Annotated in this window: 25 protein-coding genes and 1 pseudogene; 15 read left to right on the top strand and 11 right to left on the bottom strand. The window is 72.3% G+C overall.

All coding sequences use genetic code 11. The features are described from left to right. Positions 1-145: 145 nt before the first annotated feature. On the bottom strand, positions 146-547 hold the full coding sequence (locus ACWD12_RS21115; RefSeq protein ID WP_358364495.1) for a rodlin: 402 nt from the start codon (positions 545-547) through the stop codon (positions 146-148). A 332-nt stretch (positions 548-879) separates the two neighbouring features. Here ACWD12_RS21115 and ACWD12_RS21120 point away from each other — a divergent pair, with 332 nt between their 5' ends. Genes ACWD12_RS21120 through ACWD12_RS21130 form a run of 3 tightly spaced genes read left to right on the top strand, consistent with a single transcriptional unit; the run spans position 880 to position 2,631 of the window. Next, positions 880-1,860: an NADPH:quinone oxidoreductase family protein gene (locus ACWD12_RS21120; RefSeq protein WP_450100799.1), complete on the top strand. Its 981-nt coding sequence runs from the start codon at positions 880-882 to the stop codon at positions 1,858-1,860. A gap of 47 nt (positions 1,861-1,907) precedes the next feature. Continuing rightward, positions 1,908-2,267: a hypothetical protein gene (locus tag ACWD12_RS21125; RefSeq protein ID WP_450100800.1), complete on the top strand. Its 360-nt coding sequence runs from the start codon at positions 1,908-1,910 to the stop codon at positions 2,265-2,267. Positions 2,268-2,310: 43 nt separating this feature from the next. Then, positions 2,311-2,631, top strand: a complete 321-nt coding sequence (locus tag ACWD12_RS21130; RefSeq protein WP_450100931.1) for an SUKH-3 domain-containing protein — start codon at positions 2,311-2,313, stop codon at positions 2,629-2,631. A gap of 102 nt (positions 2,632-2,733) precedes the next feature. Here the strand turns inward: ACWD12_RS21130 and ACWD12_RS21135 are convergent, their stop codons facing one another. From ACWD12_RS21135 to ACWD12_RS21145, 3 genes are all read right to left on the bottom strand, one after another. Next, the gene (locus ACWD12_RS21135; protein WP_358364487.1) at positions 2,734-2,949 is read right to left on the bottom strand and encodes a dodecin; all 216 of its coding nucleotides are present in this window, start codon (positions 2,947-2,949) and stop codon (positions 2,734-2,736) included. A 155-nt stretch (positions 2,950-3,104) separates the two neighbouring features. Further along, positions 3,105-4,085, bottom strand: coding sequence for an LLM class flavin-dependent oxidoreductase (locus ACWD12_RS21140; RefSeq protein ID WP_450100801.1), 981 nt, complete (start codon positions 4,083-4,085; stop codon positions 3,105-3,107). Positions 4,086-4,129: 44 nt separating this feature from the next. Further along, a complete protein-coding gene (locus ACWD12_RS21145) occupies positions 4,130-4,846 on the bottom strand; it encodes a class I SAM-dependent methyltransferase (RefSeq protein ID WP_450100802.1) in 717 nt (238 codons plus the stop codon). Positions 4,847-4,916: 70 nt separating this feature from the next. Here ACWD12_RS21145 and ACWD12_RS21150 point away from each other — a divergent pair, with 70 nt between their 5' ends. Further along, complete coding sequence (locus ACWD12_RS21150; RefSeq protein ID WP_358364478.1) at positions 4,917-5,444, top strand: DUF2199 domain-containing protein; 528 nt, start codon at positions 4,917-4,919, stop codon at positions 5,442-5,444. A 69-nt stretch (positions 5,445-5,513) separates the two neighbouring features. Here ACWD12_RS21150 and ACWD12_RS21155 read toward each other — a convergent pair whose 3' ends face one another. Next, positions 5,514-6,953, bottom strand: coding sequence for an MFS transporter (locus tag ACWD12_RS21155; RefSeq protein ID WP_450100803.1), 1,440 nt, complete (start codon positions 6,951-6,953; stop codon positions 5,514-5,516). A 138-nt stretch (positions 6,954-7,091) separates the two neighbouring features. On the opposite strand from ACWD12_RS21155, the gene ACWD12_RS21160 reads away from it, so the two are divergent. Both ACWD12_RS21160 and fusA read left to right on the top strand, forming a co-directional pair. Continuing rightward, positions 7,092-7,979 carry a LysR family transcriptional regulator gene (locus ACWD12_RS21160; protein WP_450100804.1) on the top strand — a complete coding sequence of 296 codons (888 nt, stop codon included), beginning with the start codon at positions 7,092-7,094 and terminating at the stop codon, positions 7,977-7,979. A 527-nt stretch (positions 7,980-8,506) separates the two neighbouring features. Next, positions 8,507-10,618, top strand: a complete 2,112-nt coding sequence (fusA, locus tag ACWD12_RS21165; RefSeq protein WP_450100805.1) for an elongation factor G — start codon at positions 8,507-8,509, stop codon at positions 10,616-10,618. 39 nt (positions 10,619-10,657) lie between these two features. Here the strand turns inward: fusA and thpR are convergent, their stop codons facing one another. Then, positions 10,658-11,263 carry an RNA 2',3'-cyclic phosphodiesterase gene (gene thpR, locus ACWD12_RS21170; RefSeq protein ID WP_450100806.1) on the bottom strand — a complete coding sequence of 202 codons (606 nt, stop codon included), beginning with the start codon at positions 11,261-11,263 and terminating at the stop codon, positions 10,658-10,660. A gap of 25 nt (positions 11,264-11,288) precedes the next feature. Continuing rightward, positions 11,289-11,792, bottom strand: coding sequence for a peptidylprolyl isomerase (locus ACWD12_RS21175; RefSeq protein ID WP_450100807.1), 504 nt, complete (start codon positions 11,790-11,792; stop codon positions 11,289-11,291). A 150-nt stretch (positions 11,793-11,942) separates the two neighbouring features. On the opposite strand from ACWD12_RS21175, the gene ACWD12_RS21180 reads away from it, so the two are divergent. Then, on the top strand, positions 11,943-12,158 hold the full coding sequence (locus ACWD12_RS21180; RefSeq protein WP_450100808.1) for a hypothetical protein: 216 nt from the start codon (positions 11,943-11,945) through the stop codon (positions 12,156-12,158). A gap of 39 nt (positions 12,159-12,197) precedes the next feature. On the opposite strand, the gene ACWD12_RS21185 is transcribed toward ACWD12_RS21180, so the two are convergent. Then, complete coding sequence (locus ACWD12_RS21185) at positions 12,198-12,788, bottom strand: helix-turn-helix domain-containing protein (protein WP_358363501.1); 591 nt, start codon at positions 12,786-12,788, stop codon at positions 12,198-12,200. Positions 12,789-12,878: 90 nt separating this feature from the next. Here ACWD12_RS21185 and ACWD12_RS21190 point away from each other — a divergent pair, with 90 nt between their 5' ends. The 6 genes from ACWD12_RS21190 (at position 12,879) to ACWD12_RS21215 (ending at position 18,228) form a co-directional block, all read left to right on the top strand. Beyond that, positions 12,879-13,976: an NAD(P)/FAD-dependent oxidoreductase gene (locus tag ACWD12_RS21190; RefSeq protein ID WP_450100809.1), complete on the top strand. Its 1,098-nt coding sequence runs from the start codon at positions 12,879-12,881 to the stop codon at positions 13,974-13,976. 76 nt (positions 13,977-14,052) lie between these two features. Then, a complete protein-coding gene (locus ACWD12_RS21195; protein WP_450100810.1) occupies positions 14,053-15,060 on the top strand; it encodes a class I SAM-dependent methyltransferase in 1,008 nt (335 codons plus the stop codon). Between the two features lie 224 nt (positions 15,061-15,284). Next, entirely contained in the window at positions 15,285-15,905 is a 621-nt protein-coding gene (locus tag ACWD12_RS21200; protein ID WP_450100811.1) for a TetR/AcrR family transcriptional regulator, read from the top strand. 118 nt (positions 15,906-16,023) lie between these two features. Continuing rightward, positions 16,024-16,212, top strand: coding sequence for a DUF5708 family protein (locus ACWD12_RS21205; protein ID WP_358363491.1), 189 nt, complete (start codon positions 16,024-16,026; stop codon positions 16,210-16,212). A gap of 90 nt (positions 16,213-16,302) precedes the next feature. After that, positions 16,303-17,028, top strand: a complete 726-nt coding sequence (locus tag ACWD12_RS21210; RefSeq protein WP_358363489.1) for an alpha/beta fold hydrolase — start codon at positions 16,303-16,305, stop codon at positions 17,026-17,028. Positions 17,029-17,280: 252 nt separating this feature from the next. Further along, positions 17,281-18,228 (top strand): hypothetical protein, encoded by a 948-nt coding sequence (locus ACWD12_RS21215; RefSeq protein WP_450100812.1) that lies wholly within the window; start codon positions 17,281-17,283, stop codon positions 18,226-18,228. 86 nt (positions 18,229-18,314) lie between these two features. Here ACWD12_RS21215 and ACWD12_RS21220 read toward each other — a convergent pair whose 3' ends face one another. Both ACWD12_RS21220 and ACWD12_RS21225 read right to left on the bottom strand, forming a co-directional pair. After that, complete coding sequence (locus ACWD12_RS21220) at positions 18,315-18,596, bottom strand: inositol monophosphatase family protein (RefSeq protein ID WP_450100932.1); 282 nt, start codon at positions 18,594-18,596, stop codon at positions 18,315-18,317. Positions 18,597-18,899: 303 nt separating this feature from the next. Then, positions 18,900-19,325 (bottom strand): annotated as a pseudogene (locus tag ACWD12_RS21225) (inositol monophosphatase family protein); the annotation flags it as partial. 181 nt (positions 19,326-19,506) lie between these two features. On the opposite strand from ACWD12_RS21225, the gene ACWD12_RS21230 reads away from it, so the two are divergent. After that, entirely contained in the window at positions 19,507-20,655 is a 1,149-nt protein-coding gene (locus ACWD12_RS21230; protein ID WP_450100813.1) for an FAD-dependent oxidoreductase, read from the top strand. Positions 20,656-20,701: 46 nt separating this feature from the next. Further along, positions 20,702-21,034 (top strand): hypothetical protein, encoded by a 333-nt coding sequence (locus ACWD12_RS21235; RefSeq protein ID WP_450100814.1) that lies wholly within the window; start codon positions 20,702-20,704, stop codon positions 21,032-21,034. A 42-nt stretch (positions 21,035-21,076) separates the two neighbouring features. Here ACWD12_RS21235 and erm read toward each other — a convergent pair whose 3' ends face one another. Beyond that, on the bottom strand, positions 21,077-21,859 hold the full coding sequence (erm, locus tag ACWD12_RS21240; RefSeq protein WP_450100815.1) for an ErmE/ErmH/ErmO/ErmR family 23S rRNA (adenine(2058)-N(6))-methyltransferase: 783 nt from the start codon (positions 21,857-21,859) through the stop codon (positions 21,077-21,079). Positions 21,860-22,654: the final 795 nt, after the last annotated feature.

The raw sequence follows: 22,654 nt of genomic DNA on the forward strand, positions 1-22,654 counted from the left end.
CCTTCCCGCCCCCTGCACCGACCGGCCGCGTCCCCGGCCACCACGCCCGGCACCGCGCGGTGCCCGCTACCTCTGGTCAACCCCCGGCAGGGTCACGGGCCGGGGCGCGCGGGGTGGAGGAGTCCCGCGCGGGCAGCGGGGTCGGTCAGCCGTTCTCGGACAGAACGCTGGACAGGACGTTCGCCAGCGGGTCGTCGCCGGTCTGCTGCATCGCGTTCGGGCTGCAGACCTGCTGGACCTGGTCGGTCAGGACGTCCTGGACGCCGATGCCCGCACCGATGAGCGCGCCGACCGGGACGTTGACGTCGACCTTCTGGAGGCCGAAGCAGTTCACCACGCCTCCCTGCACGGCGCCCATGTTCGGGCTCAGGAAGCCGTGGCTGCTCGAGTTGCCGATGGCCTGAGCCGACTGGTTGCCGGCCTGGACGGCGGTGTTGCCGTCGTCGTTGCCGCCGGCCATGGCCGCCGGAGCGCCCACAGCGGTGAGGCCGAAGACCGACGCGGCCATGACCGCGGTAGCCGAAACACGCTGGAAGCTGTTCGCCATCAGAATTCCTTCGTACGTCGTTGCCTGGGAAGGCTGGGAAGGGAGTTGCTGTACCGCCGCGGCGACCTGTCCAACCCGGTCGACGGCGATTGGTTGCGCGGTTTCACTCTCTTGCCGCAGCGCACCCCGGGCGCGCGGTACCGGCGCGGTGCGCCGAACGGGTGGCCACCGCCGAACCGGCGCCCGATCCGAGTATGGGTGCGAACGCCGAACTTCCGGACGCCTGTGCGAGAGTGCCCGTGGTGCCCCGGTCGGTGCACGCCGGTCGCACCGGCGCAACGGGACCGGCGGCCCCGGAGGACGAACGGCGACAAACGTGGGGGAGTCACGCAATGCGCCAAGTGGTGTGCCGCAGCTTCGGTCCCGTCGACGACCTGCGCGTCGAGGAGGCCCCGGACCCGACACCCGGGCCCGGCCAGGTGCTCGTCGAGGTGCGCGCGAGCGCGGTCAGCTTCGTGGACGGCCTGCTCGTACGAGGCCTGTACCAGATCAAGCCGCCCCTGCCGTACGTGCCGGGCATGGCTGTCGCGGGCGTCGTCCGCGAACTCGGCGAGGGCATCGACGCCCCGGCCGTCGGCACCCGCGTCGTGTGCGGCTCACCGCGCCCCGGAGGCTACGTCTCGCACGCGCTGGTGCCCGCCGCCGCCTGCGCCCCGCTCCCGGGCGCGGTCGGCTTCGAGACCGCCGCGAGCATGATCGAGAGCTACGCCACCGCGCTGTTCGCGCTGACCCGGCGTACCACGGTCGCCAAGGACGAGTGGGTCGTCGTGCTGGGCGCCGCGGGCGGCGTGGGCCTCGCCACCGTCGACGTCGCCCGAGGCCTGGGCGCCCGCGTCATCGCCGCCGCCTCCGGCCCCGCCAAACTCGACGCCGCCCGCGCGGCCGGCGCCGACGCCACCGTCAACTACGCCGACGAGGATCTCAAGTCCCGCATCCGCGAGATCACCGGTGGCGGCGCGGACATCGTCGTCGACCCCATTGGCGGCCCGTACGCGGCCTCCGCCCTGCGCGCCCTCGCTCCGCACGGCCGCTACCTCGTGATCGGCTTCGCCGTCGGCGACATCCCGCAACTCCCCGCGAACCAGATCCTGCTCACCAACCGCACCGTCATCGGCGTCGACTGGGGCGACCACGCCCGCCGCAACCCCGGCGAACTCCCCGCCATGCTCACCGAGATCATCCGCGGCACCGCCGACGGCCGCCTCAACCCGGTCACCCCCACCGCCTACCCCCTCGACCAGGCCCCCGAAGCCCTCACCGCCCTCGCCGAACGCCGAGTCGTAGGCAAACTCGTCCTGGTGCCCGACGCGTGACCCCGAACGAGGGAGGCATCAGGCCGGAGGTCCGAAGGTTCGTCGCCATGGGGCCGCTGCCGCCCGAGTCGGACACCTCCGTCGCGGCCGGGGAGACCCTGGACCGGATGTGTGCCGCGTTGGATGCGATCGACAGGCCCGTCACCGCCGAGGAAGCCCAGTTGCTGATCGGCAGTTTCGGCGCGGACGGCAGCTTCGGCGTGGCCTGGTCGCTCCTGCACCTGATCGAGACGGCGCCGATGCCGGTCGTCGCCGCGGAGCCGCCGGCCGGCGCCAACGAGTGGCTGGCCCGCTTGTGGCTGCGCTACGACAACTGGCTGTCCGACCAGGCCGCCGCCACCCCCGAAGGCGAACCCTGCCCCCGCTGCGGAGCCCCACGCCCGGCGTCCGACACCCCACCCGAATGACGACAAGAGGCCTTCAACCCCTGCGCCTGCCAGGCGTCCATGTATTTCCGGACCGTCTACGACAGACGCGGCGGCAGCGGAATTTCTTCGGCAGTTTGGCGGACTGAGCTTTCCGCAGGTGGGGTCGGATTTCTCACGGACGCGTGAGGAGTTCGCGTTGGACCTGCTCAGGAGCGTGGTCGAAGAGGGAAGGTTCGTCGACTGGGACGCATTGATCGGGCAGCACTTCGTACCGATCGGCGACCATGCGCGCGGGCGGGAGTTCATTGGTCTCGACGCGACGGGAGAGATGTACGTCGCAGCGGATTGGGTGGGCCGACTGGGTGCCGGGATTTACGGGCCCGAGAGTCTGCTACTGGGCTAGACACCAGCCGTGATTTATCCGAGCTCTCCGCCGTTGGACTGAGTTGCCGCCAGTCGAGTGGACCGTTCGCCGCGGCGGAAGCCTATCTTTGGGCCCACTTGGTCAGTCGGTTTCGTCGAGGCGGAAGCCTACTTTCAGGCCTACTTGGTAATGCTCTACCTGGCCGTCGGTGATTTGGCCTCGGATTTGGGTCACCTCGAACCAGTCGAGGTTGTGGAGGGTTTTGGCGGCCCGGGTGATGGCGTTGGTGATGGCGGCGTCGATGCCTTCGTGGGACGAGCCGACGATCTCGGTGACGCGGTACGTGTGGTTGGACATGCGGGGGCTCCTCGGTCCCGGGGGCGGGCGTGTCCTTCCACGGTGGCGCAGGTTGGGGTGGCGCGCGCGGGGAAAGCGGCGCTCAGCCCCGTCCCGCCGCGCCCGTCCCGGGTACGCGGTCCAGGGACGGACGGGCGGCGTGCGACGGCTGGGGGTCAGGCGTCGCGGAGGAGGGGGGCCAGGTCGGCGCAGAGGGTGGTCACGTGGGTGCGGGCCATGGACTCCGGCATGCCGCCCAGGTCGGCGAAGAACCAGACGGTCTCGACGGGGGAGCCGGCGAGGTAGGCGCGGATGTCGGCCGCGGCCTGCTCCGGAGTGGCGTGCAGGAAGTGCGCGGGGGCGGCACTGACGCCGCGGGAGCGCCAGCGGTCGGGGTTGACGGGCTTGGGGGCCGGGGCGCCGGTGCCTTCGACCGCGTGGCGGTGGTAGCTGTCCCACTGGCGGGCGAGGGCGGTGGAGACCTCGGGCCAGTCGCGCTCGGGGTCGTGGGTGATCCAGCCGTTCAGGAGGCCGGCCATGCGGGCGGACGCCGGGTCGTGGCCGCCCTCGGCGAGGCCGGCGCGGTAGGGCTCGACGAGGTCCGGGTTGGCGCAGAGGAGGGATTCGCCGAGGAGGCCGGCGCGGCGGGCACCCTGGGGGCCCTGGTAGCCCAGCCAGATGCGGGGGCGGGCCTGGACCGGGGGCGGGGTGACGGCGCCGGTGTCCCAGAGGTGGCGGATGTCGCGGGCGCGGGCGTCGGTGGCGGAGTAGCGGGTGCGGTACGCGTCGTCCGCGTCGAAGAGGGCGTACTCCGGTATGCGGTAGCCGGTGCCGAGGCCGAGTTCGAGGCGGCCGCCGCTGACGAGGTCGACAATCGCGGCCTCCTCGGCGAGGTGGGCCGCGTGGCGGAGGGGTGCGATGGTGACGCCGGTGCCGATGCGGGCGTTGCGGGTACGGGCGGCGACGGCCGCGGCCATGGTCAGCGGCTGCGGGAGGTACCCGTCTTCGAAGCGGTGGTGCTCGGTGAGCCAGATCGAGTGGACGCCGAGGCGGTCGGCCTCCTCGCACAGTTCGAGGGTGAAGGCGTAGAGGTCCGCCCAATTGCGGCGGGCCGGCTCCGGGTTGCGCAGGTCGAAATAGATTCCGACGTTGACCATGGTGCGTCGCTCTTTTCCGTGTGTCCGTGCCGACCCGTGCCCTGTCATGCGGGCCGACGGTAGACACCTTGCCAGCGCCGCCAATCGCCCGGACGACCGGTGGCGATGTCGGTGTCGTCGAGGGTCAGAGAGAGGACGGGCTCGTACGCCGCCAGGAGGCCCGCCAGGGCCGCCGACGTGAAGAAGTGGGACAGGAGCGGCGGCATGCCGTCCTCGGGGAGGTAGCGGCGCGTCACGGACCCGTCGTCGTACTCCGCGGCGACCTCGGACGGGCGGCCGGGAGTGGTGCCCACCGCGTTGACCCGGATGCCGAACAGGCCGCCCGGCGCGACGACTTCGAGTGCGGCGCGGATGTGCGCGTACGCGGTGTCGCGGTCGCCGTGGTGGAACACGTTGAGGCCGATGACGACCGGGAAGGTCTCCCCGGCGGGCAGCACGGACAGGTCGCCGTGCACCAGGCGCGCGTAGTGCCCGGGCGCGCGCTTTCGGATCGCGGCGAGGCCGACCGTCGAGATGTCCAGGCCGACGAGGTCCAGGCCGCCTTCGACAAGCGGGAAGTAGTTGCGGCCGTTGCCGACGCCGATGTAGATCCCGGGGCCGGGCAGCAGGCCGTGCGCCCATGCCGCGCCCAGGATGTCGGTGACGAAAGGGTCCGGCGGCAGGTCGGCGAAGCGGTCCTGCGCGTACTCGTGATCCCAGAACGCGGCCGCCATCTGCCGCTGCCGGTCTTCGAGCGCCTTGTCGCTTTCGTTGTGCTTCATGCCGTGTGCTCCGTACCTTTGTCGCCCGGGACTGCCCGAACGAGTGACGATACGGGCCTAGGGTGGCGACATGGCGAACGAGCTGAGCTTCCAGTGCGAGGTCTGCGGCGAGCCGCACGAAGCACCGCTGGTGCACCGTTTCGAGGCTCCGGACGAGTGGTCGGGGGCCATGGCCGCCCACGAGATGGCCAGCTACCTCAGTTTGTGGGGCTGCGAGATCGAGGGTGTGGGGGACTTCCTGCGCGGTTCGATCGAGATCCCCGTCCCGTCGCTGGACGAGGTGTTCACGTGGGACGTGTGGGTGCAGACGTACCGGGTCCCGACCTGGGGGCCGACCATCTCGGGCGACGCCGTGCTGGCGAACCGGCTGCCGTACGACCCCTGGACCAAGGAGCCGCCGGTCTCGATCCGCCGGCGTTCCGGACAGGCCGCGCTGTTCACCCCGGTCGACCCCGCGCACCCCCTCGCCGTCGAGCAGCGCCGGGGCATGACGCCCGCGCGGGTCTGCGAGATCGCCCGCCTCGCGGTGTCGCGTCCGCCGGACACCTTCGGCTGGCTCCTGGAGTCCTGGCACGACCAGTACCACGGGCAACGCTGACACGGGAGTTCGGTGTGCCGGTCCCCCGGCGTACCCGAACTCCCGTGTCCGTCCCCGCGCCCGCGCCGCTCAGCGGCGGCGCAGCAGCACGAGCGCGGACAGCGCGCCGAGCAGGCCGATCGCGGCCGCGGTGGCGATGCCCGCCCGGTAGCCGTCGACGAGTCCGGCGGTCCCGGGCCCCGTCGCCGCCGCCGCGACGGTCGCGAGTACGGCGGTCCCCAGACCCGAACCGATCTGCTGCGCGGTGATGTTCACCGCCCCCGCAACGCCGTGGCGCTCGGCGTCGACGCCGGTGAGGGCCGCCGACATCATCGCGGCGAACGCGAGCGTCTGGCCGAAGGACATCACGACCAGGCCGGGCAGCAGCACCGTGAAGTAGTTCGTGTCGGTGCCCATCAGCAGCCAGGTGGACAGTCCGCCCGCCATGACGGTGAAGCCGAGGGCCAGCGTCGCGCGCTGCCCGATGCGGGCGATCAGTCCGGCCGCGACCGCGGTGGTGGCCGCGACGGTGGCGCCCATCGGGGCGATGGCGAGGCCGCTCATGAGCGGGCTGTAGCCGCGCACGCCCTGGAGGTACAGCGGTGCGAAGAACAGCATCCCTACGAGGGTGGTGTAGAAGACGACGCCGGAGACGGTCGCGGCGCGCACGGTGGGGATGCGCAGCAGCCCGAGGGGCAACAGAGGTTGCGCCGCCAGGTGTTCACGGGCCACGAAGCCCACAAGCAGGACCAATGCGACGGCGACCGGCACGAGCACCTTCGCCGCCGTGAACGACGCGTGCTCGGCCTGGCCGACCCCGTACACGAGTGCCATGAGACCGCCCGTGATCAGCGTCGCGCCGGGGATGTCGAGACTGCCCCGCGTACGCTCCGCGTCGTGCGGCAGCACCTTGGCGCCCACGACCGCGACAACTGACGCGATGACGAGCAGCGCGAGGAACGGCGCCCGCCAGCCCGCGGCCGAGGTCATGACCCCGCCGAACACCAGTGCCGCGGAGAAGCTGGAGGCACTGACCGCCACGTATATGCCCATCGCGGTGGCACGTTCGCGGGCGTCGGTGAAGATCGACGCGATGAGCGCCAGGGCCGGAGGTCCGCTCAGCGCCGCGCCGACTCCCTGGAGTCCGCGGCCGGTGATGAGAACCGCCCCGGTGGGGGCGAATGCGGACGCCGCCGCGCCGGCCGCGTAGACGGTGACTCCGGCGAGCAGCATCCGGCGGCGCCCCAGGACATCCGCGGCCCGTCCGCCGAACAGCAGGAAGCCGGCGAATGTCAGGGCGTACACCGTCATGACCCAGGGCACCAGGGTCGGGCCCAGGCCGAGCGACCGGTCGATGTCGGGTAGCGCGGTGTTGGCGACCGCGAATCCGGCCGAGTCCAGGGCGTTGACGGCGGACACCACGGCGAGCGCCACCCAACGGGCCCGCCGCGGAGCGGAGGTCGCCGCGACCGCGGGGGCAACGGCGGTCTTCGTCGTGGATGCCTCGCGCAGCACGGTGTCGACAGACATGAGGGGGAGCCCTTCGGAAAATCCCCGATGCGTTCGTCGGGGCTGGTACGACCTTCGCCGCACGGCCGAGCCCGGGTCCAAGACCGGCTCCCGAATAGTCGATAGACCGCGTCTATGACCGCAGGTAGCGTGGGGTCCATGGACCTCAGGGAGCTGCGCTACTTCGTCGCGGTGGCCGAGACGAAGCACGTCGGACGGGCCGCCGAGACGCTCTTCATCAGCCAGCCGTCGCTGAGCCACGCGATCCGGCAGCTCGAGCGCGAGCTCGGGGTCGCGCTCTTCACGCGCCATTCGCGCGGCATGGAGCCGACCGACGCGGGCCGGGACCTGCTGCCCTACGCACGCCGCACGCTTCGGGCCGCCGACCAGTTCGCCGAGGTCGCGCGCAGCCACGCGACCGGCGACGCCGGGCGCCTGCGCCTCGGCTTCCAGGCCAGCGGGGCGGGCACGCTCGGGCCGCGCATCCGCGCCCGCTTCGCCGAACTGCGGCCGGGTGTCGAGCTCGAGCTCAAGCGCTACAACTGGGGCAGCGAGGTGCCGGCGCTGCGTACGGGCGAGGTCGATGCGGCGTACGTCTGGCAGCCCAACGACCTCACCGGCCTCGCATCACTGCGACTCGCAGAGGAGCAACGGGTGATCGCCCTGCCCGTGGACCATCCGCTGGCCGGGGAACCGGAACTGACCTTGGCTCAGATCCGCGACGTGCCACTGGCCTGGACGCGGCAGGCCCCTCGTGAGTGGGTCCGCTGGTGGGCGGTGGACCCGCGTCCGGACGGAAGTGAGGTGCGTTGGGGCGCGGAGAACCACAACGCCGAGGAGATGTTGGAGAACGTCGCCTCGGGACAGGGCGCGTCGATCGCCCCGGAGTCGATGGCGGCCTTCTATGCCCGGCCCGACATCGTGTGGGTGCGTCTCGCCGACACCGAGCCGCTGCGCATCGACCTGGCGTGGGACCCGGCGACGTCGGGTCCGGTCGTCGACGCCTTCGTGGCCTCGGCGCGCGACGTCGTCGCCGGACGGGCGTGACCGGTACGGCCCGCTCCGCGCGGTCGGAAAACCAGGTGACGGCGACGCTTCCGGCGATCTACGTTGACCCCATGCGTGCGACCATCACCACACGGAGTGACAGGCGGTGTCGAATTGTCGGCACGCGCCCCCGTGTCGCGCACGTCTCCACGAACAGGGAGCCGTGGAAGGGCCGTTGGCCCGATCGCGCCGGGTCGTGACGACTCACATCGGAGCATGACACCGACCGCGACCGTGACCACGGTCTCGGTTCGCGGTACCCGCTCCGGGAGTTCACGCCGACCGCGGCCTTGACCCCGCTCCTGGTGCGCAATTCCGCGCGCCCGCGGCGTTCTCACGTGTCGTCAGCGACCCGACGTACCGACTCCTGAAGCCCCCAGGACAGCAGGGGCGTTGCCCGCTGCCCTCGGGCGCCTTCCCATCCCCGGCCACGTGCCGTCCTTCGGCATGCCCGCGCGGGGCCGAACCCTCGGGACGGGCTTCCGCCTGCCCGGAAAACCCCATCTCACCTGGAGAAGAGCACAGTCATGACCACCACCGTCCGCAGCCTCGCGACCGTCCGCAACATCGGCATCATGGCCCACATCGACGCGGGCAAGACCACCACCACCGAGCGGATCCTGTTCTACACCGGCGTCTCCCACAAGGCGGGCGAGGTGCACGACGGGACGACCGCGATGGACTGGATGATCCAGGAGCGCGAACGCGGCATCACCATCACCTCCGCGGCGACCACCTGCCACTGGCAGCTCGACGGCGTCGAGCACCGCGTCAACATCATCGACACACCCGGCCACGTCGACTTCACCGTCGAAGTGGAACGCTGCCTCCGCGTCCTCGACGGCGCGGTGGCGGTGTTCGACGCCGTGGCGGGCGTCGAGCCGCAGTCCGAGGCGGTGTGGCGGCAGGCGGACCGGTACCGCGTGCCGCGCATCTGCTTCGTCAACAAACTCGACCGGGCGGGCGCGGACTTCGCGCGCTGTGTGGAGATGATCCGCACGCACCTGGGCGCCGTGCCGCTCGTCGTGCAACTCCCGATCGGTGCGGAGGCGGGCTTCCGCGGCGTCGTCGACCTCATCGGCCGACGCGCGGTGCTGTGGCCGGTCGACGCCGAACTCGGTTCGGCGTACGACGTGGTGGACATCCCCGCCGCCCACGCCGGGGCGGCCGCCGAGTGGCGTACGCGCCTGCTGGAGGCCGTCGCCGAGCACGACGCGCTTTTCCTGGAGCAGTACTTGGGAGGTGGGGGCGAGCCCACAGAGCGGCAGGTCCACGAGGCGGTACGCCGCGTCACCATCGCGTCCGGTACCGGAGACGGGCCGGTCGTGACCCCGGTGCTGTGCGGAACGGCCTTCAAGAACAAGGGAGTCCAACCGCTGCTCGACGGCATCGTGCGCTATCTCCCCTCGCCGCTCGACATCGGCGCGGTCGAAGGCGAGGCACCCGACGGAACCGCCGTCGTACGCCTCCCCTCGGACGACGAGCCCTTCTCCGCCCTCGCATTCAAGGTCGCCACCGACCGGCACCTGGGCAAGCTGAGCTTCCTGCGCATCTACTCGGGACACGTCGAAACGGGCGGCACGGTACGCAACTCCGTGCGCGACAAGAAGGAACGCATCGGCAAGCTCTACCGCGTGCACGCCGACAAGAGGGAGGAGATCACTTCGGCGGCCGCCGGCGACATCGTCGTCGTCCAAGGGCTGCGCCACACCGTCACCGGCGAGACCCTGTGCGACCCCGCGCACCCGGTGGTCCTGGAGTCCATGGACTTCCCTGCCCCGGTCATCGAAATGGCCATCGAGCCCGTATCGAAGGCGGACGCCGACAAGTTGGCGCTCGCGATCCAGCGGCTGGCCGAGGAGGACCCGTCCTTCCGCGCCGAGACCGACCGCGAGACCGGCCAGACCGTGGTGTCGGGCATGGGCGAACTGCACCTGGAGGTGCTGGTCGACCGCATGCGGCGGGAGTTCGACGTCGCGGCGAACGTCGGCCGGCCGCGCGTCGCGTACCGCGAGACGCTGCTCGCGGCCGTGCCGGGGCACGACTTCACGTACCGCAAGCAGAACGGCGGGAAGGGCCACTACGCCCGGATCCGCATCGCCGTCGAACCCTGGGCAGGAGGGCACTACGAGTTCGTCAGCAAGGTCGTCGGCGGCCGCGTGCCGCGTGAGTTCGTCCCGTCGGTCGACGAGGGCTGCCAGGCCGCCCTGGACGCGGGCGTGCTCGCGGGCTATCCGCTGACCGGCGTACGGGTGACGCTGCTGGACGGCGACTTCCACGTGGTCGACTCGTCCGAGGGCGCCTTCCGCATCGCGGGGACGACGGCCTTCCAGGAGGCCGCCCGGCTCGCGAGCCCCGCGCTGCTGGAGCCGGTCATGGCCGTCGAGGTCACCACGCCGTCCGACCACCTGGGCGACGTGATCGGCGACCTCAACGCCCGGCGCGGGCAGGTCAAGGCAATCGGCGAGCGCTCCGGCGCGAGTGTGGTGACCGCGCACGTGCCGCTCGCCGAGATGTTCGGGTACGTCGGCGACCTGCGCGGCCGGACGTCCGGCCGCGCGGCGTTCACGATGCGGTTCGCCGCGTACGCCCAGGTGCCGCGCTCGATCGCCGAGGTGGTGACCGGCGGACGCACCTGACGGCCGCGGGCAGACAGCGGGGGCGGTGCCCCGTCGCGACTAGCGCGGCGGGGCACCGCCCGTCAGCGGCCAGGAGGCGACATCGCGATAGCGGATCGGCCCCGGGCCCCTGCCGAAGTTGCTGCCCACCAAGTGGAGGCGTTCCGCGCGCCAGGGCCGCCCGGTGAAGCCGGACAACTCGGCGGCGGCCTGCGGCACCCCGTCCGGGTTGTCGCGCCGCGCCCGGGCCAGCGTGAGGTGCGGGCTCAGCGGGCGGTCGTCGAACCGCACGCCGCTCGCCGCCACCGCGGCCCGGGCCGCCGAGGCCAGCCGGTGCAGTCCGGCCACCTCGCCGCGCAGGCCGCACCACAGCACCCGGTCGTCGAAGTGCCCGGCCCCGGACAACTCCAGCGCGAGCGCCGGGTGCGACGCCGCGACGGCCTCAAGTGCCGTACGCAGCCGGGGAACCACGTCGGACGGAAGCTCACCGAGGAAGGCCAGCGTGATGTGCCAGTCCTCGATGCGGTTCCGGCGCAGCCGGGGATGCGCCTCGTACACCGGAGCGAGCGCGTCCGCCAACTCCGCCTTGGCGTCGTCGGGCGGCGCGACCGCGATGAACAGGCGTACGGTCGCCGGCGGTTCGTGCTCCTCCGCGAAGTCGGCCATCGCCTGTCCCGATGCGTCGCGTCGGTCAGCCCTTGGCGCCGACGACGCCGGACTCGTCGATGACGACCTTCTTGCTGGTGCGGCCGCCGCTGGAGCCCAGCGCCTCGATCGCCTTGACGACCTCCATACCGTCCACGACCTCGCCGAACACGACGTGCTTGCCGTCGAGCCAGTCGGTCACGATCGTGGTGATGAAGAACTGCGAGCCGTTGGTGTTCGGCCCCGCGTTGGCCATGCTCAGCAGGCCCGGCTTGGTGTGCTTCAGCTGGAAGTTCTCGTCCGGGAACTTGTTGCCGTAGACGCTCTTGCCACCGGTGCCGTTGCCGGCGGTGAAGTCGCCGCCCTGGAGCATGAAGTCCGGGATCACGCGGTGGAACGTGGACCCCGCGTAGCCGAAGCCGTTCTGGCCGGTCGCCAGCTCACGGAAGTTCCGCGCGGTGTCCGGCACGACGTCGTCGTACAGCTTGAACGTGATCGTGCCGAGGCTCTGGCCGTCGGCCGAGACCTTGAAGTAGACGTTCTCACCCACTGTGGGGGACCCTCCTGGACTTGAGTGCATGTCTGCGAACCGACCTCCCGGCCGGTCCACCCGGTCGAGCATAGGAGATTCGATGCCGCGCGGTGCCGCCGCCATCCACCCCGAGCGTGTCGGCGCGGCGGGACAATCGTTGGTGGGGACATGACCAAGATCACCAACACCGCGTTCGCCGCGGGCACCGTCGCCGCGGCCCTGCTGTCCTGGGCGGCTCCGGCGGGCGCCGACACCGGCGTCGACGGCAACTGGAACCAGACCACCGTGGGGGCCTGCGAGCAGCCGGCGGTGCAGATGCCGGCCGATGTGGCCTACTCCGTGCAGTGCGAACATCACTCCGTGGTGGAGCACAGCGTGGGCTGACCGTGTGCCGGTACGTCGCCGGGCCCCGTGCGTGTCATGTCACGTCGTCTTCGCGCGGGGCTTGGCGCGTACGTGCATACGCTCGCCCTGGCGGCCGAACAGGCTGAGCAGCTCCACGGGTTCCTCGCCCGTGGTCCCGAACCAGTGCGGTACGCGCGTGTCGAACTCCGCGGCCTCGCCGGGCCCCAGGATGACGTCGTGCTCGCCGAGGACCAGGCGCAGGCGCCCGGAGAGGACGTACAGCCACTCGTAGCCCTCATGCGTGCACGGGTCCGGATTCGACCGGGACTTCGGCAGCACCATCTTGTAGGACTGGAGCGGGCCCGGGTGCCGGGTCAGCGGCAGCACGACGTTGCCGTTCACGTGCCGGGCCGTCATGCGTACGCGCGGATCGCCGACCTCCGGCGCGTTGACCAACTCGTCCAACGGCACCTGGTGCGCCTGGGCGATCGGCAGCAGCAGCTCCAGGCTCGGACGCCGCTGCCCCGACTCCAGGCGCGACAGCGTGCTCTTCGAGATCCCGGTGGCCTCGGCCAACGCGCCGAGCGTGACACCGCGCTCGGTGCGCAGGCGGCGGAGCCGCGGACCGACCTCGGTCAGGGCCTGGGCGATTGCGGGTGAGTGCTCCATGCCGACCATTGGATCTCCGATTCCCGGAAACGGCAACAATGATTGCCGGATGAGGACCATCGCGACACGCTGGCGTCGGAGGTGGTCGACATGGTGCAGACAAGGGGAGCGGTCGAGGCGGGCCCCGCGGTCCGGGCGCGTCGCGCGGGTGGCGCGCAGGGTGCCGACGAGGCGGGCCGGTACGACGTGGTGATCGTCGGGGCCGGCGCGGGCGGGCTGAACGCGGCGCTGGTGCTCGGGCGGGCACGCCGCCGCGTCGCGGTCGTCGACGCGGGCGAGCCGCGGAACGCGCCCGCGGCCCACATGCAGGGGTTCCTGTCGCGCGACGGCATGGCACCGGCCGAGCTTCTGGCGGTCGGCCGGGCCGAGGTCGCGGGGTACGGCGTGCACCTGATCGACGCCCGGGTCGACGGCATCGAGGCGGGCGACGACGCGGACGCGGCCGGCCGCGCACGACCGGGCGCGGGCAGCGCCGTGGCCGCCGGATTCCACGTGACGCTGTCCGGCGGGCCGGTGCTGTGGGCCCGGCGGATCGTGGTCGCGACCGGGCTGCGCGACGTCCTGCCCGACATCCCGGGGCTGCGTGAGCGCTGGGGCCGCGACGTGCTGCACTGCCCGTACTGCCATGGCTACGAGGTACGCGACCGGCCACTCGGCGTGCTGGGCACCCACCCCGGATCCGTGGACCACGCGCTGCTGCTGCGGCAGTGGTCCCAGGACGTCGTGTTGTTCCGGCACACCGCGGAGCTGCGGCCGGAGCAGGCGGAGCGGCTGGCGGCCCGCGGGGTACGGGTCGTCGAGGGTGCGGTGAAGCGCGTCGTCGTCGACACGGCCGCCGACGCGTTGAGCGGCGTCGAACTTGCGGACGGGCGGGTGGTGGCGCGCGAGGCGGTGTTCGTGCTCCCGCAGATGGTGCCGCACGACACGCTGCTCGCCGGACTCGGCTGCGCGGCCGACGAGAACGGGTGGGTAGTCGTGGACCAGGCGGGCCGTACCAGCGTCCCCGGGGTCCTGGCGGTCGGGAATGTCCGCGATCCGCGTGCCCAGGTCGTCACCGCGGCCGGCATGGGGGCCGCGGCGGCCTTCGCGCTCAACATCGAGCTCGTCGAAGAGGACGTCGCGCACGCGGTCGCGAGTCGGCGGACTGCCGCGTACCTGCCGCCGTTCTCCCCGGGCCCGGTCCACTGACGCCCCCGTATGCCAGGTCGGCCCACCCCCGCGCGCCTCGCGATCGACGCCGCGCCCCGAGAAGAGGATGAGAAACATGACCGGTCAGCAAAGCCGCCAACACGGCGACCAGCACGGCGACCCGCAGGACCGCGCCGCGAGCCGCGAGCACGCGCACGGACACCAGCATGACCAGCACCACAAGCACGACCACAAGCACTCGCACTCGCACAACCATGGCGAAGGCGCCCACGACGTCGACTGGGACGAACTGGGCCCGCTGCTGGAGCGCGGCGCGGAGCTCCAGATGCCGGCGCTTGAGCAAGCCGCGGCGTGGCTGGGCGAGTTGGTGGGCGACGGAGACGCGGTCGCGCGCGTCCTCGACGTCGGAAGCGGTCCGGGCGTGGCCGCGTGCGTGCTCGCGGGGGCGTTCCCGCGGGCCGAGGTCGTCGCAGTCGACCAGGCCGACGGCCTGTTGGCGCGCGTACGTGCCCGGGCGGCCGAACGGGGCCTTGCCGACCGCCTGGTGACCCGGAAGGCCGATCTACCGGACGAGTTCACCGAGTTGCCGTCCGCAGACCTGGTGTGGACGAGCGACGTCGTGCACCACTTCGGGGACCAGCAGGCAGCGTTGCGCGACCTGGCGGCCCGGCTCCGCCCCGGCGGCGTCCTCGCGGTGGGCGAGCGCGGCCTGCCGCTGCGGTTCCTGCCCCGCGACATCGGCATCGGCCGACCCGGGCTGCTGCCGCGCCTGGAGGTCGCCAACGAGGCGCGCTTCGCCGCGATGCGTGCCGAACTCCCGGGCGCCGTCTCGCTGGTCGAGGACTGGCCGGCAATGCTGGCGGCCGCCGGGCTGGTGCCTACCGGGTCCCGGACGTTCCTCACCGACCACCCGGCGCCCCTGGGCCTGGCCGCCCGCGAGCAGTTGCACAACCATCTGACGCGCCTGCGCTCGCTGTTGGACACCGAACTCGATGCCCAGGACCGCGAGACGCTGGACAGGCTTGTCGACGACGGTGCCCCGACCGGGATCCTGTGGCGTCCGGACGCCTTCTACCTCACCGCCACCACGGTCCACACCGCCCGGGCGTGCGCCAGTGACTGACCGCAATCATTTGTCCTACGACGTCCCGTAGTTCGCGCGGCGGGGGAAGCAATTGCGGCGCGTCGGGCACGAGTGCGGGCAGGAGGACGGTGCGGACGCAGGCGCGGGTCATGCGCACGGAGCGCCGGGCTCGGGCCGGGTGACTCACCCCGCCCGTGCCCGGCGCCTTCCTGCACCAAGTCCCTTACGGAGTCGGCAGATTGGTCACGACGACCTTGCCGTGCGTGGCTCGGGCCTCCATGTCGCACCCGGCGAGGACAGGGCAGCGGTATGGCCCGCACCGCGATCCCACGATCAACGAGGCGGTCCTCGCGACGACCCGCCGACTGCTGATCGAACACGGGTACGCGGGCGTCTCGATCGACCTCATCGCCTCCACCGCCGGAGTCAGCCGCCCGGCCATCTACCGCCGCTGGCCGTCGAAGGCGCATGTCGTGCACGAGGCGGTCTTCGTCGGCATCGAACCGCGTGAACAGCCGGACGACGGATTCGCGGCCGAGGTCCGGCGCACGGTGCGGGGCGCCGTACAGATGTTCGCGGAGCCCGCGACGCGCGAGGCGATCCCCGGTTTGATGTCGGAGATCCGCTCGGACCCGGCGTTGCAGCAGATCCTCGCGGCGCGCCTGGAGACCGCCGCGCGGGGGAGCCTGACCCGGCAGCTGCCGAAGGCGGTCGAAGCGGGCGAGGTGCGCCGAGGGGTGGACGCCGACACGTTGTTCGACACGATCGCGGGCGCGGCCATTTTCGCGCTGTGCATCCGCGATGTGCGGGACGTGGAGGGGCTGGTCGCCTCGCTGACCGACCTCGTGCTGCACGGGGTGCTCGGTCCCGACGCGACGGAATGAGACGACGGCGTACATCGAATGGGGCAGCGGGATCTCCTGCCCGCGCACGAAGCGCCTCTCCGCGCCGCCCGGCTACCGTCAAGTTCGACCGAGGACCGAACAGACGAGCGGGGCCGCAATGCGCGACGTGGTGATCGGAACATTCGGCATCGTCATAGGTGCCCTCCTCAAGCTCTACGCGGGCGATGTCGACATCCCCGCGGTCGAACTCGACAAGCTCGGAGTGGTCCTCATCGTGATCGGCGCGCTGGACCTGCTGTACGGGGTGTTCCGCGTGGTCACCCGCCGCTCGCGACGCACCGCCTGACGTCGGCTCGCGGCTCGAACCGTCAGGACGCCGGCCTCCTGACGGTTCGTCAGTTACAGTCGTGGCACGGGGCCTGACCGCGGAGGTGGCGTGACCCGAGGACGGACGTTCGTACTGGTCCACGGCGGCGGACACGGCGGCTGGTGCTGGCAGCGCCTCGCCCGCGAACTGCGCGTCCGCGGCCACGATGTATGGTCCCCGACCCTGACCGGCTTCGGCGAGCGCGCCCATCTGGGCGGCCCGCGGACCCCGTTCGCGACGTTCGTCACCGACATCACGGCCGTGCTCGAGTACGAGGATCTCCGCGACGTGGTGCTCGTCGGCCACAGCATGGGCGGCGTCGTCGTCCCGCGGGTGGCCGAGGCCGCCGCCGACCGGGTCGCCGGGGTCGTGTTCCTCGCCGCGGTGGTCGCCGACGACGGCGAGACGCTGATCCAAGCGGTCCCCCAGACACCCGAGGTGGCCCGCGCGGTCACCATCGAGCCGGACGGCACGGCACGCACGGACCACCGGCTCATGACCGAGATCCTGATGCCGGACGGCACCGACGAGGACCGCGCGTGGGTCCTCGAACGCCACCGTGCCTACCCGCCCGCCGCCCTCGTCGAGCCCGGCCGGCTCTCCGCGTTCCTGGCCCTCGGCCTCCCCACCGGGTACGTCGTCGCGACCGAGGACGCCGCCATCCCGCCGCCGCTGGCCCGTTCCTTCGCCGCGCGCCTGAAGAACGCCCGTACCGCCGAAGTCCGGGCCGGGCACGACCTGATGATCACGCGGCCCGCGCAGACCGCCGACGCCCTGGAGGCCGTGTCGGCGTAGCCGCCCGCCCACCGAGTCCGCAACGCGGCGAATACCGAACGCCGCAACGCGGCGAATACCGAACGCCGCAACGCGGCGAATACCGCACGCCGCGACGCGCCGTGCCGGAGCAGCATCGCGCCTGCCGGGCGCGCCCGCCCTCCGACTCGTCCCTTTCCGCGCGCTTCGGAGGGATCTCCGGGTTGTTTCCGGGTGTCCTGGCGGCGGAGAGTGGGTGGGAGCGGGTGGGGAGCGTCGTGGAGAGGGGTCGAGGTGAGCTACTGGGGCGGCTGGCGTCGGCAACACCAGGAATTCCGGAGGCGGGTCGACCAGCATCGGAACCAACTCAGGCGGGACACCGAGTTCTTCGACGGCAATCCGCTGTACGTCACCGAACTGCGTTGGACGGACCCGTTCGACGCCGAACCACCGGTCGCCTTCGTGGCGTTGAGCATCGGTCTCGCGCACTCCCTAGCCGCGGTGAGGTGTACGCCCGACGCGCACGCGGAGTGGCTGGCCGTCGGGCTGGACTACCTCGACGCCGTCTCCGCCGCGACCGACCGGACGGCGATCGCCCGGGAACGGTACGAGGTGGAGAGCGAGAAGCTCGGCAACCGCCTGCTGTGGTGGCGAATGCGGGACGTGGAACGCGATTGGGCGCGTGCGATCGAGGCGTACCGAGCGGAGGTGGCGGCAGCCGACGCGGCGTACCACCCGACGCGCGTGACAGTCGGCCGACATGTCGCCGCGGAGCGCGAGGTGTCGGAGCGCCGGTTGGCGGAGGAACGCGCCCGCACCGAGGAACGCCGCGCCAAGGCCCGCGAGTTGGCGGCCCTGCCGCTGTGGGGGATTCTCGTGACCGGCCGCGGCCGGGACGCCGAGGTCACCGTGCACCGGCACGACCTCGCACCGGAGAGCCCGCTGCCCACGGACACCCAGCCGCACCGGTGGGAGGAGGCCGAGCCGCTGACCGGATTCGCCCTGGAGCCCGCCGTACGGGCGTTGCGCGAGACCGGCGCGTCGGTCCGCTGGGAGGCCGCGGCGGTGTCGGCGGTCGAGGAGGAGTTCGGGTACACGCTGAGGACGTGGTGGGAGGACCTGTTCCCGCAGTCGGACCTCTTCCGACCTCCCCGGCCGCGCGGCACTTCGTCGACGTACACCGGGACGGGGCACCACTCCAGCTACGGCGCGGGCGGCTTCAGTTGCGCGTCGGTGCATTGAGCCGCCCGGCCGGTCCGGGCACCGGGCCGGACCGGCCGGGCGGCCGGGACTGAGGTGTCCGGCGACCGGCGATCGGCGTCAGACGGTCACGTGGTCAGGCGCTTGGCCAGGTCCGCGGTCAGTTCCTCGTTCGCGGCGGCGATGAGGGGGAGGGCGTTGCCGCCGGACAACGCGAAGGGCGACCCGTCCAGGTTGGCCGCCACCCCGCCGGCCTCGGCCAGGAGCAGCAACCCCGCGGCATGGTCCCAGGGGTTCTCCCACGTGTAGACGAGCGCATCGGCGTCGCCGCGGACCAGGTCCACGTACTCCAGCCCCGCCGACGTCGAAGGCTCGACCGAGAACTCCGGGGTGCGGAGCTTGGCGAGCATGTCCTTGTGCTCGGGCCGCAGGTACGTGGGATGGGTCAGCCGGAGACGCGGGCGCGCGGCGACCGCCCCGCCGCCGGCGGCCTTGCCGTTCGCGGCGTTGGGCCCGCTCCCGGCCTTGTCGGCCGCGCGCTTGTCGGCCGCGGCCCCGGTGCCCCTGGCGGTCCTGCCGCCCCTGGCCTTGCCACCCGCTGCCCTGGACCCTTGGGATTTGGCACCCGTCGCCTCGGCACTCCCAGAACCGGTGCCTCCGGATCCGGTGCTTCCAGATCCGCCTTCGGGCGCATCGCCGGTGTCCCGCACGAGGGGCGCCCCCGGCACCCGCACCGGTCGGCCGTTGTAGAGGGCTCCCCGGCCCAGCCGCGCGGTGGCGATCAGACCGAGCGAGGGGGCGTACGTCCACGAGGCGTGCACCTTGCCGCCCGTGGCGAGCGCCACGAGCATGCAGTAGCGCTCGTCGCCGCGTACGAAGTTGGCCGTGCCGTCCACCGGGTCGACGATCCACACGGGCCTGTCGCCCTCCAACTCCCGCAACACGCCCGAGTCGGCGTGCACGGCCTCCTCACCCACCACGCGCGAGCCCGGCAGCAGCGCGGTGAGCCCCTCGGTCAGCCGCTCCTCGGCTCTGCGATCCGCGATCGTCACCAGGTCGCCCGGACCTTTCTCGGTGACCTCCGCGTCCGAGAGTGCGCCGAATCTCGGCAGCACCTCGTCGCAAGCCACCACGAGCATCAAATCGGTCACCTGGCCGAGTTCACGTTCGCTGATCACCCTTCCATCCAAGGGGGCGGGACCGCGGCACGGCAATCCCCATCGCGAGTGCGATCCGCGTGATCCGCGTGATCCACGCCATGCTGCAAGAGACAGGGCCGCCCCAGGGAAGCGCGCACGCTATGTGTGTGTTGTCGAGGGCATGGAACTTTCCGGGCGTGAGCGCCGCGCGGCGGCCTCCGGGCCGGGCCGCGACGTGGACGTGGTCGTCGTCGGGGCCGGCCAGGCCGGCTTGTCGGCGGCGTACTTCCTGCGCCGGTCCGGCCTCGGCTTCGTGGTGCTGGACGCCGACGACGCCCCCGGCGGCGCGTGGCGGCACCGCTGGCCGACGCTGCTCATGGAGTCTGTGCACGGCGTGCACGACCTGCCGGGCATGGCTTTCCAGCCCGGGGACCCGAAACGGCCCGCGCGTGCGGCGGTCCCGGAGTACTTCGCGGCGTACGAGCGTGCCATGGACCTGCCCGTCGTACGTCCGGTCCGGGTGGTCGAGGTCCGGTCGCGCGACGACGGCCGGCTCGTGGTCGCGACGGACGCAGGCACGTGGACCGCACGGGCGCTGGTCAACGCCTCGGGGACCTGGCGCCGGCCGTTCGTCCCCTTCTACCCGGGAGCCGCGGAGTTCCGCGGCAGGCAGCTGCACACGGTCGACTACCGCGGCGGCGAGGAGTTCCGCGGACAGCACGTGGTGGTCGTCGGGGGCGGAACGTCCGCGATCCACTTCCTGGCCGAGATAGCGGCGGCCGGAGGCACGACGACATGGGTGACGAGGCGTCCGCCGAAGTTCACCGAGGAGCCCTTCACCCCCGAGATCGGCCGCGAGATCGTCGCACAGGTGGCCGACCGGGTCAGCCGCGGACTGCCGCCGCAGAGTGTCGTGGGCGCGACCGGTCTGCCGCCCACCGAGGCGGTTCGCGCGGCACGGGAGCGCGGAGTGCTGCGGCGGCTCCCGATGTTCGACCGGCTGACCCCCGACGGCGTCGCGTGGGACACCGCCGACGGTCCTCGCACGGTCAAGGCGGACGCCGTCGTCTGGGCCACCGGCTTTCGCGCGGCGCTCGACCACCTTGCCCCGCTCGGCCTGCGCGAACCGGGCGGCGGGATCCGGATGGACGGCACCCGCGTGGCCGCCGATCCGCGCATCCACCTTGTGGGATACGGCCCTTCCGCGAGCACGGTCGGTGCCAACCGGGCCGGTCGTACGGCCGTCCGAGAGATCGTGCGGCTCCTGGCCGCCGAGGATGCCGAAGCCGGGCGCGCTGTGTTCAGCCCCCGGGCAGGCGCCGCGGCCTGAACACAGCGCGCCCGGCGACTCCCGGCCCCGGGGTAGTGTCGTGGCCATGGCCGGTCTTGTCGCGTTCCTGGTGGTCACAGCCGCGGTCGGCGCATCGGTGGGGTTTCTGTCCTGGCTGGCCGTGAGGGCCCGCCGCCGTGGCCTCGCGGGCTCCGCGCTGCGGGCCGCCCTCCTCGCGCACGACGAGGCGTTGCACGGAACCGCGCACGACGCGCACGTCGAGATCCAGGCGGCGGCATCGCGCAAGGCGCCTGTCATGTCCCCCGACAACCCTTGGCACCGGGTCGGCGAAGTCACCGCCGGACGAGGCGCCGTACGCAGGCACCCCGTCCGACGGCGCACGAAGCGCCGCTTCCTCTGGGCCGGTTCGCGCGGTTGACGCGCTGTCGGCCGGTAGGCACGTCTGTCGGCGCGCGGTTCCTCAGTCGAGCAACTCCTCCGCCAGCCGGATCCACTGACTGGGCGACACATCGGCCACCACCTCTGTGCGTTCGATGCCGGCCCCGGCGAACGCGCGGTCCAGGACGCGGCGCGGTACATGCGGACGCAGCGACGCGTGCAGCGATCCGCCTCTGCCGGTGAATCCGATGTCGACCAATTCCTCGTACGCGCCGAGGAATTGCGCCGGCAACAGGGGCACCGGACGCCGCGTCAGACGCAGGATCCCCGCGTCCACCCGCGGTTGCGGCCGGAACTCCGTGCGGGCGATGCGCCCGGCGAGGGTCCACGAGAACGTCGGCCAGGTACGTACCGTGCGGAGCGTCCAGCGGCCGTAACCGCCGGTGCGTTTGCGCGCGTACTCCCACTGGGTCACCAGCGTCGCCCTGTCGAGGCGCGGTGCCGCAAGGCACCAGGCCACCACGTCGGACGTACGGGAGAACGGCACGTTGCCGACCACCTCGAATCGGCCGTCCGGAGCGCGGGCGCCGAGGAAGTCGCCGCGCACGACGGTCACGGGGTGCGGTCCCGCGGCGAAGCGGTCCCGGAGGAACCGGGCGTGGTGCGGGTCGAGTTCGTACGCGACGACTCCGCCGCACACCGAGGCCAGCTCGGCTGTCACGGCGCCGCGCCCCGCCCCGACCTCGAGGACGAGCGCGTCGGGTGCGGGACGGGCGACCCGTACGAAGCGTCGCGCGGCGGCAGGGGAGAGGAAGTTTTGCGAGAGTTCGCGACGGAATCGGTCGCGTGTGGAGGTGCGGGCCACGGCCTGCGTCCCTTTCCTGGGGACGGGCAGGCGAGACCCGCGGGGTGACGGACCGCGCGCGTGAGGCGCGGCCGGGCCCCGGCGCGCGGGGCTGCACCGAAAGCGTGTGCCGTGAGCGTGTGCTGTGAGCGAGCGCCTTGAGCGTGTGCCGTAGGCGTGTGCCGTCGGAGAGCCGCTTCGCCTGCCCGAACACGGATGTTCGGAATCGGGCGAGGGGCCCTGACCTGAGTGAGGGCAGGCGTGGACGCGGCTGCGCGACGGCGTGCACGACGACGTCGCGGCAGGGGAGCGGGCAGGCGCTACCGGCCGGTCAGGGCTCCGGGGCCGCGCCGCGTACGCCACGTCGGAAAGCACATGGTCGCGGCGAACCCCAGGCCGGCGCGGGTCACCGCGACGCAGCAGGCCGCCGCGCAGCAGCAGCAACACATGGGCGCTCTCCAGAACCGGTCGGGCACTGCGCGCAATCGCGCAGACGGCATCGGGCCCCGCGATGTCCGGGACCTCCGGCAACGCTATGTGCCCGGTCCCGCCGGGGCAAACGAATTCAGACGACGATGTGCCCGACGTCGCCAGGCGGGAGCCAGGTGGACGCGTGCGCGGCCAGGTAGCAGGCGAGGGTGCTCGTGATCCCGTCGCGGTTCCCGGTGAAGTGCGGGAACGCCGTCGACGTCTACGGCCTGGGCCGAGACGATCGCGTATGAAGCCTGGAGTCACGGCGATGGAGCGCCGACGCGGCGTGCGTTGAGATGGAGGCACGGAAAGGGAGCGCCGGAAACAGGCCGGCACCCGGGAGGA

Source organism: Streptodolium elevatio (assembly GCF_053592165.1).